This window comes from Novosphingobium sp. BL-S-33 (genome assembly GCF_056857025.1).
In genome coordinates, this window is the sequence record NZ_CM166475.1 from 1,678,867 (window position 1) to 1,690,655 (window position 11,789).

An 11,789-nucleotide genomic window follows, 5' to 3' on the forward strand; every position below is an offset into this window, starting at 1 on the left:
TGCAGATCGGCACACCGGCCCCGGACATGCAGGATCAGTGGGCGGCGCCCCCCAGCGCCTTGGCCCAGCTCCGCATATCGGAGGCGAAACGCGTGAGTTCGCCCTCGTCCTCGAACACCGAGTGACCGGCAGCGTAGCTTAGCGATGTCCGCCGTTCGGGCCCGATCCCCACGCGGTTCAGCGCAAACTGCCCGGCCGCGAGCGGGGTGGTGATGTCATAGTAGCCGCCCACGGTCATGACCTTGAGCGAAGGCTTCGCCGCTATCGCATCGGCAAGGTAAGGCGCGAACCGAAGCGTGCTGTAAAGCTCTCCCTTGCCCCAGTTCCACTTGAAGTTGATACCGAGATTGAGCGTTCTGTAAGCGCTCGGCAGCGGATAGCCGAGCTCCTTGCCGATATAGTCCGCCAGCAGCGTGCCGGTTTCCGCGCCCAGCGTCATCGAGGGATCGTCGAAGGGCGGGTGCATGTTCGATTCGCTGATGGCGCGCGTCACGCGCCCATCGAGCTGGCCGGTCCGCAGCCCCTTGGCGCCCAGCAGTCCGAGCATGAATGCATGCCGGTCGAGTTGCAGTCCGTCCTTCTCAAACTGCGCTGCGGGCAGGCCGACCAGTTCGGACAGCCGCGCGGCCACGCGCGCGCGTTCGGCCGGCGCCAGCGAGGCCCCGGCGATCAGGGCGCGGGCGTAGTCGTTCTCGGCAAAAGTGCGCGCCTCGGCGAAGTATTGCTCCACCGTCAGGCCCTTGCGGTCGACGGCCTGATGGTACCACGCGACCGCCGCGAGCGTCGGCAGGAGCGAGACGTCCGAGATCACCGGACCATCGTTGTCGCCGATCGCCAGCGAGAGCAGGGCCACGCCATCGGGCAGCGGTAGCTTGTCCTTGCTCTCTGCGCCCAGCATCGCCAGCGCGCGGGCCGTGCCGTAGCTCTCGCCCACGAGCGCAAAGGGCGCGTCGGTCCGGTGGTTCGCCTCGCGCCAATGCTGCACCACTTGTGCAACCGCACGGGCATCGCCCTCTACCGAAAAGAGGCTGGTGGCATCGGCGCCCTTGACCGGCATGCTCACCCCGGTGCCCGGCGGGTCGATGAAGACAAGATCGGCCACGTCGAGCAGACTATGCGGGTTGGCCTCCAGGTGCGGCGTCGTGCCCTTTCGGTCCGCGATCCGTACCGGCCCGAAGGCCGAGAAATGCAGCGGCGAGGACGAGGCGCCGGGGCCGCCGTTGAACACGAACAGCACCGGGCGTTTCGCTCCGCCCTTGGCGGCCGGCGCAACATAGGCATAAGTCACAACGACGGCGGCCGGCTTGCCCTTGTCGTTGGAGACGGGCGTCTCGGTGACGATGGCGTCGTAGGCCATCGTGCGTCCGCCGATGGCGCCCTTGTGATGGGTCACGATCACCCGCTCGGTCGCTGCATCGCGCTCCGCCATCGGCTCCATCGCCTTGAGGAACACCGGCGGCATCGGCAGGCTCTCGTCCTGTGCCTGGATGGCCGTGGCCGGAAGCGCGGCAAGCGCGAGCGCAAGAAGAGGGGCGCGCAGGATCGTCTGGGTCATCGGGTGGTTCTGTCCTGTCAGGAAACGGCGGGAGATTGGACCGGGAGGGCATCGATCAGGCGTTCGATGTCATCCATCGTGTTGAACCACGAAGGGCAGACCCGGAAACGGTTGCGGCTGAGTGTGATGGCGATCCCCGCCTTTTCCAGCGGCTCTGACAGCCGCTTGTAGGCATCGGGCAACACGCAAGTAAGCAGCGGGCTGCGGCATTCCGGGGGCGTCACCACGGTATAGCCTTTCGCAGGCAGCGCTTCGTGCAGGCGCCGCAGCATCGGCTGGCGATGCGCCGTGATGTTGTCGACACCCAGTTCGAGCAGCCGCGCCAGCGACCAGTCGAGCTGCGCCATCACGCCGTGCGAATGCGTGCCCATCGCGAACATGCCCTCGGCATCGGCGCGCGGCGTCACGTCGGCGATCGTGTCTCCCGGCGTATCGAAAGGATAGACGTGCGGCGTGAAGCCATCGAGCTGGTAATAGCCGTATTGCGGCCGCTTGAGCCCGGCGAGCCGGTCGGGCCGGACATAGAGGAAGCCGAGCCCGAAATCGCCCATCAGCCACTTGTACGAGGCGGTCGCGGCGAAATCGACGCCGCTCGCAGTCAGGTCGAGCGGGACGGTGCCGGCAGCGTGGATGATGTCCGCATAGACCATCGCCCCGCGCGCGTGGGCGATCTCGCAGATGCGCTTCAGGTCGTGCTCGAAGCCGTTGTAGGTCGAGACCACGGAAAGGCTGACGAGCCGGGTATCGGGACCGATCGCCTTTTCGTAGGCGGCCGGATCGATGCGCCCGTCCACCGGGCGGATCCAGCGCACCTCGACACCTTGCCTCCCCAGTTGTTCGTAGAGCCAGAAGGAGCCGAAGAAGTGCAATGTGTCGGTAACGACGCTGCCCTTGCGGGCCGGAAGGTCGAGCGCGTCGACCACCAGTTGCTCACCCGCCGTGGTGCTCTGCACGAAAGCGAGATCGGAGGGCGCGACATTGACCAGGCGGCCGAAGGCGGCCTTGATCCGGGTCTCGACATCGTGGCTCGACCACGAACGCCCTTCCGCGCGGGCCTGAAGATAGGCGTCGAGCGAAGCCTTCGCGGGCAGCGGCACCGGGTGCATGGTGCCGGAATCGAGGTAGACCTTGCTCAAGGTCGCGAAATCGCCGGGCCGGGCCAGCGAACCGGCAGCAGGCGCAGCAAGTGCACTTCCTGCCATGGCAGGCGCCAGAGGCACGAGCGCCGATCCGCGAAGCACGGTCCGGCGCGAGAGTATCGGCATTCGAGGCGAATCGGTTCGCTGGATCATTTACGCATCCTAGGCAAAGGCTTGCGCATAAGAATTGCGCATTTGACCCGAGCGACAAGATAGCGCCCCCAGAACTCGGTGCATGACGAACGGGTGCACCACCCATTCGTGCATAAAATTGCCGCGCAGGCTGCGCTAGCTTGCTCCGCGCCAGTCCGATCCCGAAAGGCCGTCCATGCCTGCCAAGCCGCTTTCCATCCTCGGCGCCCTGCTCGCCGCCATCGCCGCGCCGCATATTGCGCAGGCCCATGCTGACACGCGCGCTGTCACTCATGGAGCGAACCCGCCCGCCTGCCCGGCAGGAGCGAGCGGCACGCAGGGCAGTCTTTCGGCCGAACGCGGAGCCTTCGCCTACCGCGCTTGCGCAGGCACGATCGCCATTGCCGACGAGACCGGCGCCAAGGCCGCGGACCTGTTCTACACCGCCTATCTTGCCGCCCCGCAGGGCGCGACGCCGCGCCCGATCGCATTCGTATGGAACGGCGGCCCCGGCGCGGATTCGCGCCTGCTGCAATTCCACGCACTCGGGCCCCGGACTCTCAAAGGCGAGACGCTCTCCGACAATCCGGACAGCCCGCTCGCCGTCGCCGATCTCGTGTTCGTCGATCCTGCCGGTACCGGCTTCAGCCGCGCCGCATCCGACAAGGCGGCCGAGCGGCTCTACTCGACCACCGGCGACTTCGCAGCGACCGCCCGGTTCATTCGCACCTTCCTGAAGGCACAGCACCGCGAGGGTTCGCCGGTCTATCTCGTCGGTGAGAGCTTCGGCACCTGGCGCGCTTCAGGCGTGGCGGAAGCGCTGATCGACCAGGGGCAGCCGGTCGCCGGGATCGCGCTCATTTCGGGCGGCATTCCGATGGGCGAGGAGCGCGACCGGGCGCTGTTGCGGGCGCTGACCCTGCCCAATCGCACCGCCACCGCGCTCGCGCTGGGCAAGCTCGACGCCGTATTTGCGGCCGATCCTGCCGCTGCCCTTGCCGCGTCCGAGGACTGGGCGCGCCGGGTCTGGTACCCCGCCCTTGCCCATCCCGAAGCAGTGGACGACGCCGCGCGTGCGAAAGTGGTCGCGGATCTGGCGCGCTACACCGGCCTTGCGCCCGCCCGGATCGATGCGAAGACGCTTTGGGTTTCGCCCCGCGATTTCCGGCGCGGCCTCATGGCCGGAGAGGGCAAGACGCTGGGCATCTTCGACATGCGCCGCACCGATGCCGCCGAGGACGAGAAGCAGGGCAGCGCCGCCATCCTGGATTTCTACCGGCGCCAGCTCGGCTACGCCGGCGGCCAGTACGCCGGTATCGACGTGCCCGCGCTGCCGGTGGGCGAGCATTGGCAATACGACCAGTCCCCGATCACGAAGGAATCGCTGGCGCGCGCCATGGCAGGCGAAGGTCCGCCGAGCGCCTCGCAGCCGTGGGTGCAGCACGTGCTCGAAAAGGCGCCCGAGAGCCGGATTTTCGTGGCGACCGGGCTATACGATTCGCTCAACGGCTGCGCCGCCAACCGGCAGGCGGCGGGCGATTTTCCCGCTGCGCTGGCCGCGCGGATCGCCGCGCACTGCTATCCCGGCGGGCACATGATGTACGAGGACCCCGCCGCCAGCCGTCAATTTGTGCAAGACCTGTCGGCGTTCATTTCCAATCCACAAAAGCGCGCAAAGCAGGACTAAAAATTTCTCACGCGCCATTGGCGCGATAATTTCAATGCGTGGAGCCCCCCGCCGCGCATGCACTTCGCAAAAACCTGCCGCACGCCTTGGGCTAGGGTCGTCGCCAACAGGTGAAATTCAGACAGAACATGAGGGGTAGTTCGATGACAAACAGGGAGCAGCAGCAGCGAATGGGCAGGAGCGGGGGCCTGGCAGGCCTCATGGTTTCCACCGCCTTCGTCGCGATCTTCGCCGCCACGCCAGCATATGCGCAGGACACGGCGGCTTCGACCACCGAGGAACCCGCGCACGACATCGTCGTCACCGGCTCGCGCATCCGCCGCGACCGTGCCGCCGAGAGCGCACCTCTCGACGTGGTGGATGCCCAGACGATCACCGATCGCGGCTTCACCAGCGCGGCGCAGGCACTGAACCAGCTTACCTCGAACAGCCCGATGCTCAATCAGGCCGACGGCAGCGGCAATGGCAGCGGCTCGGGACAGCAATTCCCCAACCTCTTCGGCCTTGGCGCCGGACGCACGCTGACGCTGGTCAACGGCCGCCGCATGGTGACCAGTTCGTCCGGCCTTGGCGACGCGCAAGTTGACGCCAACATCATTCCGCTGGGCCTGCTCGACCGGGTCGAAGTGGTCCAGGGCGGCGGCGCGGCCGTCTACGGTTCCGACGCCATTGCCGGCGTGGTCAACTACGTCCTCAAGGACAAGTTCGAAGGCATCGAACTCGACGCCCAGAACGGCATCGCCTCGCGCGGCGACTTCCATACCTACAGCCTGCGCGGCACGGCCGGCACCAACTTCGCCGGCGGCCGCGGCAACGTGGCAATCGATGTAAGCTATGCGAAATCGCCAACGCTGATGTTCTCGGCCCGGCCGCTTTCCGCGCTCGGCCGTCTGACCGTCAGCAATCCCGATGATACGGGCCCGAGCGACGGCATTCCGTCGGTCAAGGAACTGTTCGACGCGCACTTCTGGGAATTCAATTCCAACGGCGTGCTGTTCAACACGCCCGCGCCGTTCACGCGCTTTCTCACCCAGTCGAACGGCACGCCGCTGCAATTCGATTCCAGCGGCAACGTCGTTCCCTACAACCCAGGCACCGAGGTCGGCATTCCGTTCTCGAGCGGCGGCGACGGCTATGCCTACCGCGACCTTGCGGGCCTGCGCACCGGGGTAGAGCGGTTCACCGGCAACCTTATCGCGCACTATGACGTGACCGATGCGATCAAGCTGCGCACCGAATTGCTCTATGCGCGCACCGAAGGCACCGAGATCCCGCAGGGCCAGAGCCGCACGATCCTGAACTTCGGCACTTACGCCGGCCCGGTGATCTTCACGATCGACAATCCCTACCTGACGGACCAGGCCAAGGCCGCACTTTCGGCCGCGCGCCCGGCGTTCGCCGCGGGCGCGCCGCTGTTCCTCTCGAAGTACTTCAACGACCTCACGCCCGACAACACGCAGACCTACAAGACGGACACCTATCGCGCCCTGCTCGCTCTCGACGGCGATTTCTCGGCCGGTGAGCGCAATTTCTACTGGAGTGTCTCGGGCAGCTACGCCCGCGTCAACGGCAAGACGCGCGGCTGGAACGTCGACAACACGAAATACGCCAATGCCATCGACTCGGTGCTATCGGGCGGCAAGATCGTCTGCGGCATCAATGCCGACGCCGACACCACCAACGACGATCCCGCCTGCGCACCGATCAACCCCTTCGGCAACGGCAATGTCTCGTCCGCAGCGCGCAACTATGTGAGCGTGCGCACCGGTCAGGACTACACCAACGAACAGACCGACCTGCTCGCCACCATCGGCGGCGACGTGGTTCGCCTGCCGGGCGGAACGGTCAAGTTCAGCCTCGCCTACGAACACCGCGACGAGCAGGTGTCGTACACCCCGCTCGAAGCGAACCAGCTCGGCCTGTTCGAAGGCGGCACCATGGAAGTGGCGCAGAAGGCCGGTTACAACACCGACGAGCTTTCGGGCGAACTTCTGATTCCGCTGGTGGATCAGGCCATGAACGTGCCGATCGTGCGCCTGCTGGAGGCAAGCGCGGCCGGGCGGCTTGTCGACAATTCGATCGCGGGCAAGGAACAGGTCTGGGATCTCGGCCTGCGCTGGCAGCCGGTTGACGGGATTACGCTGCGCGTATCGCGCAGCCGCAATTTCCGCGCGCCGACGCTGGCCATGCTGTTCGCGCCCTCGACAACCGCACTGGGCTCGGTCGGGTTCGACCCTTGCGATGCCGACCGTATCAGCAGCGGGTCCAACCCGTCGGTCCGTCAGGCCAACTGCCTGGCCGCCTTCCAGGCCAACCCGAATTACGGCGTAGAAGCCGACGGCACCAACGCCGGGAAGAGCGCGGCCGAGCGCCTCGCCGCCTTCCAGGACCCGTCGGAGAACTTCGAGCGCGCCACGATCACCACCGGCGGCAATCCGAACTTGCGCAACGAGATCTCGGATACGTTCACTTACGGCGTCGTTCTCCAGCCCGCCTTCGTGCCGGGCCTGACGATCAGTGCCGACCGCATCGAGATCGATCTGAAGGACGGCCTCTCGGCCTTCACCACGGAGGACTTCACCTCCGCCTGCTACGACAACACGACCCCCGACCCGACCGTCTGCAACGCTTTCACGCGTCTTGCCGCTTCGGACGGCGTGAGCCCGGGCGGCACCATCGTCACCGGCACGACGACCACGTTCAATGCGGGCGTCGTCAAGTATCGCGGCGAAGTCTACGCGCTCGACTACACCTTCGCGCCGGGTGACATCGGGACCTTCCACCTCGGCGTGAGCGCAACGCACAATTCGCTGCTGACCACCTCGGTCACCGGCGAGACCTTCACGCGCACCGACAACACGTACGAGAAGCCGACCTGGGAAGGCCGTCTCAACCTCGACTGGAGCCGCGGCAAGGTGCGGGTGAGCTATCAGGCCTATTATCTCGACAAGACCAAAGCCGCATACGACGCGACGATCGAGAACAATCCCAATCCGATGCTCGACAGCAACCTGACCCACTCGATCTCGGCGCAAGTCGACCTCGGCGGCTTCTCGCTGCGTGCCGGTATCGACAACTTCACCGACGAAGGCCCCTCCTACCCGCAGATCGCCTACGGCGACATCCTCGGCCGCCGCTTCTGGATCGGCGCCAAGGTCAAGATGTGATCGAGGCTGCGGCGGTGACGTTTCAACGGCACCGCCGCAGCTCTTCACGTTCCTTCCGAACTTTCCGGTAGATTACAGACCCATGGCCGAAAGCCCCCCCCTGACCACGACCTCTTATGCCGATTGGGTCAGGCGCTCGATCCTCAGGAACAGTTCGTCGCGCGACCTGCTCGTCGGCCTGTTCGAAAGCTCGGTGCCGGAACCGACCGAACTGCTGCGCGAGGTCCTGCTCGAAGGCTTCGGCAAGGGCGTGACCTCGCGCTACACGAGCACATTCGTTCGCGGAAACCCGTACCTCGTGGCCGCGCTGGCGCGGGAATACGGCGTTGGCGAAGGCCAGGTGCTGACGACCACCGGGGCGACGGGCGCGCTGTCGCTGGTCTACCGCGCGCTGCTGGCTCCGGGCGAACGTATCCTGATCGAAAACCCGGGCTTCGATCTGTTCGCCAATCTCGCCCATGCCACCGGTAATGGCGTGGATCGTTTCGAACGGCGCGGCGCGCGGTTCCAGATCGATCCCGTCGAACTTGAGGCGGCGATCGGGCCGAAAACCCGTCTCGTCGTGCTCAGCAACTTGCACAATCCCTCGGGCATGGCGCTCGATGACGAGACCTTCTGCGCGCTGGGAGAAATCGCCAACCGGCGCGGCGTCACCTTCGTCTTCGACGAAGTCTACGGCGGCTATGCCGGGGAAGCCGCGCGTCCGGCGGCCGCGCGCGGAATCTCGTCGCATTTCCTCTCCATCAGCAGCGTGACCAAGCTTTACGGCCTTTCCACCCTGCGCTGCGGCTGGATCGTCGGCGACGAGGCCACGCTCGGCCCGATCCGCGACATGGCGCGCGAAGTCGAATTCGCCATTTCCAACCTGGCGCACGGGATCGCCGCGCTGGTCGTCGAAAACCCGGCGCGGTTCCGCGAGAACACCTTTTCCGTCCTTGGCCGGGCGCGGCCGATCATCGAATCCTACCACGACCACTGGCGCGCGCAGGGCCTTGCCGAGGGCGACCTGCCCGAGCACGGCTGCATTGCGTTTCCCCGCCTTGTTGGCATCCGGGACACGCTGCACTTCTCGGGCTGGCTTTCCGATCGCTGCGGGGTACTGGTGGCTCCGGGCGACTACTTCGGCGCGCCCGGCCATATCCGGCTTGGTTTCGCAATGGAGCCATCGCGGCTGGATTACGGGCTTCAGGCGCTGACCGACAGCCTGCTGACCTACCGCGAAACCCACCGAAATACGGACACACGATGATGCCCACTTCGCCGAAGCCCTCGGGTCGCACCGAAAGCGCGCAAGGACGAGCGATGAAATTCGCCGCGATTGCGCTGCTGGGGGCATTGCAGGGACCTGTCCCGGTACTGGCTCAAGAGCCGGCGCCGGGACAGGTTCCCATCGCATTGAAGATTGCTGCCGAGATCAGTCCCCCTGATCTGGGCCAGCATGTCCGCGTCGAGCTGGGAACTGTCCCTGTCTCAGCCGGCGCGGACACCACGCCCGCCACCGCCGGGTTCCTGTCCTATTCGCAGCCGCCCGCCCGCAAGAGTTCCGCGCGGAAAGCCTCCGGGCACGAACGTCCCGTCATATTCGCCTTCAACGGCGGCCCCGGCGCATCTTCGGCCTATCTGCAAATGGGCCTGCTGGGCCCCGCACTCGCCCATGTTCCGCAGGACCCGGCGGCGCCCGGCCAGACCTCGACCGGAAACATCCCCGGCGCATCTGCCCTCTACGGCCTTGCCGATGTGGTCTTCATCGACCCGCCGGGCACCGGATTTTCCCAGCGTCCCAAGGGCGCGGCCGCCGCGCCGTACAGCACCGTCTCCGGCGATGCCCACGCCGCCGCGGACCTCGTGCGCCAGTGGCTCTATGCCCATGACCGCCAGAAAGCCCCGGTCTACATCCTTGGCGAGAGCTACGGCACGATCCGCGCCGTTGCCATGCTGGACGCGCTGGACGAGATGGGCCTTGGCGGCAACGTGCGCGGCGTCGTCCTGCTCGGGCAGGCGCTCAACATGATCGAGACCTCGCAGAGGCCCGATAACGTGGTGACGTACACGGTCTCGCTGCCCACGCTCGCGGCCATCGCCTGCTACCATGGCAAGCTCAAGGCCCCCTGCACCGCCGAGGCGGTCACGGCAGAGGCGGCCCGTTTCGCCCGCGACGTCTACCTGCCCGCGCTCTATCGGGGCCGCGACCTCCCGCAGGAGGAACGCGCGCGCATTGCCGCGCGGCTGGAGGAATTGACCGGCATTCCCGCCGCCTTCTACCTCGCCAACGACTTGCGCATTTCCAAGGAGCGCTTCCGCGTCGAACTGCTGCGCGGGGAAAGCAAGGTCATGGGCCGCTACGATGCGCGCTACCTTGCGGCGCGTCCGGCGACAGTGACGACGATGATGCCCGGCGATCCCTCGTCGCCGATCTCGGACATCTACGGGAAGGCGATGACCGATTACTTGGCATCGACGCTGAAAGTGCCGGATGCCGCAAGCTACAAGGTGCTCGCCCGCTTCGAGGACGAGTGGCGTTATGGCGGCGCGGATTCGCCTTTCGCGGACTGGCCTTTCATGGCCACGGTGGAACGACACGCGCAGTCAAACACCTGCCTTCGCCTCTTCGTCGGCACCGGCCTCTACGACACCACCACCACGATCGGCGCGGCGGACTATCTCTTCGCGCAGTCCAGCCTGCCCACGGCGCGCTACCGCAACGCGCACTACGTCGGCGGGCACGTTTTCTATTCGGACGATACCAGCCGCGCGCGGTTCCAGGCCGACCTCGTCCAGTTCATCAAGGCGGATCCCTGCACATGAGTGACCATACCAGCAGCCTGCGCAAGGGCATCGGCCTGTGGGGGGTCGTCTCGATGGGTCTCGGCACGGCCGTCGGCGTGTCGATCTTCTCGGCGGTCTCGCCCGCGACCGCGCTCGCAGGGCCGGGGATGCTGCTCTCGGTGCTGATAGCCGCGCTGCCGATGTATCTCATCGCCGTGAGCTATGCCTATCTCGGTTCGGCCGATCCGGTGTCGGGCGCGAGTTTCGTCTGGCCATCGCGCTATCTCAGCCCGACGCTCGGCTTCTTCATCGCCTGGATGCGGATCATCGCCAACATGGGCGCAATGGTCGTCCTGGCACTGGTGCTCGTGCGCTATGTCTCGCTGCTTGTGCCGCTTCCGGTAAAGCCCACGATGTTTGCGGTGCTCGTGCTTGCGCTGCTGGCCAATATCTTCGGCGTTCATGTCGCCGCGCGGGCGCAGACGCTGATGATCGGCGCGCTTATTGTGCTGTTCGGCCTCTTCGCGATCTGGGGCGGGTTCGGCGCGGCCGAACCGGCCCGCCTTGAACCCTTCCTGCCGCACGGCATCCATGGCGCAATCGCCGCCGCGCCGCTGCTGATGGGCCTCTTCTTCGGCATCGAGGCGGCGACCGAGGCCGGTTCGGAAGTGGCCGAAAGCCGGCGCAATATCCCGTTGGGCATTGCCCTTGCCATCGGTTCGGCGACCGTGCTCTACACCGCCGTCGCGTTCGTCGCGCTCGGGGTTCTTGGCCCGGAAGCACTGGCGGGAAGCAAGGCACCGATCCTGGAGACGGCACAGGCTTTCATGGGCCCGCTTGCCGTTCCGGTGATCGTTCTGGCGGCCATCGTCGCCATTGGTACCAGCCTCAATTCGATCTTCACGATGTTCAGCCGCAGCCTCTTTGCCATGGCCGAGGCGGGCGTGCTGCCGCGCGTGCTTTCGCAGGTTCACCCGCGCTGGCACGTGCCGCACATGGCGCTGCTGGCGGTCTTCGCGATCGGCTGCGCAGGCCTGCTGATGCCGATGGAACTGACGTTCCTGTTTCTCGCCGTGAACATCCCCAATCTCGCCAAATATGCGAGCATCTGCTTCTGCGCCCTGCGCGTCGCGCGCGACCGGCCGGACCTTCACGCAAGCGCCAGCTTCCGCCCCGCCCGCCGCCAGATGATGATGCTTGGCGGCACCGGAACCCTCTGCGCGATGGGACTGATCTTCGTCGGGCTTGAGACCGACTGGCGGCCCTATGTCCTGCTTTTGATCTGGGGCATGCTGGGCGCGGTCTGGTACTTCGCCAGGAGGAACGGCAGGGAAGTCTGACTT

The 11,789-nt window shown here is 66.2% G+C and carries 7 protein-coding genes; 5 read left to right on the forward strand and 2 right to left on the reverse strand.

Going from position 1 to position 11,789, the window contains the following annotated elements; genetic code table 11:
* Positions 1 to 34: 34 nt before the first annotated feature.
* Positions 35 to 1,555 (reverse strand): S10 family serine carboxypeptidase-like protein, encoded by a 1,521-nt coding sequence (locus AC1VVM_RS23965; protein ID WP_482956741.1) that lies wholly within the window; start codon positions 1,553 to 1,555, stop codon positions 35 to 37.
* A 17-nt stretch (positions 1,556 to 1,572) separates the two neighbouring features.
* Positions 1,573 to 2,847: an aminotransferase class V-fold PLP-dependent enzyme gene (locus tag AC1VVM_RS23970; protein WP_482956742.1), complete on the reverse strand. Its 1,275-nt coding sequence runs from the start codon at positions 2,845 to 2,847 to the stop codon at positions 1,573 to 1,575.
* Between the two features lie 175 nt (positions 2,848 to 3,022).
* Here AC1VVM_RS23970 and AC1VVM_RS23975 point away from each other — a divergent pair, with 175 nt between their 5' ends.
* The 5 genes from AC1VVM_RS23975 (at position 3,023) to AC1VVM_RS23995 (ending at position 11,786) form a co-directional block, all read left to right on the forward strand.
* On the forward strand, positions 3,023 to 4,513 hold the full coding sequence (locus AC1VVM_RS23975; protein WP_482956743.1) for a S10 family serine carboxypeptidase-like protein: 1,491 nt from the start codon (positions 3,023 to 3,025) through the stop codon (positions 4,511 to 4,513).
* A 143-nt stretch (positions 4,514 to 4,656) separates the two neighbouring features.
* Positions 4,657 to 7,680, forward strand: coding sequence for a TonB-dependent receptor domain-containing protein (locus AC1VVM_RS23980; RefSeq protein WP_482956744.1), 3,024 nt, complete (start codon positions 4,657 to 4,659; stop codon positions 7,678 to 7,680).
* Between the two features lie 82 nt (positions 7,681 to 7,762).
* Positions 7,763 to 8,929 carry a pyridoxal phosphate-dependent aminotransferase gene (locus AC1VVM_RS23985; RefSeq protein ID WP_482956745.1) on the forward strand — a complete coding sequence of 389 codons (1,167 nt, stop codon included), beginning with the start codon at positions 7,763 to 7,765 and terminating at the stop codon, positions 8,927 to 8,929.
* Between the two features lie 53 nt (positions 8,930 to 8,982).
* Positions 8,983 to 10,485 (forward strand): S10 family serine carboxypeptidase-like protein, encoded by a 1,503-nt coding sequence (locus tag AC1VVM_RS23990; protein ID WP_482956746.1) that lies wholly within the window; start codon positions 8,983 to 8,985, stop codon positions 10,483 to 10,485.
* On the forward strand, positions 10,482 to 11,786 hold the full coding sequence (locus AC1VVM_RS23995) for an APC family permease (RefSeq protein ID WP_482906191.1): 1,305 nt from the start codon (positions 10,482 to 10,484) through the stop codon (positions 11,784 to 11,786). Before AC1VVM_RS23990 ends, AC1VVM_RS23995 begins: the two co-directional genes overlap by 4 nt.
* The last annotated feature ends 3 nt before the right edge of the window (positions 11,787 to 11,789 follow it).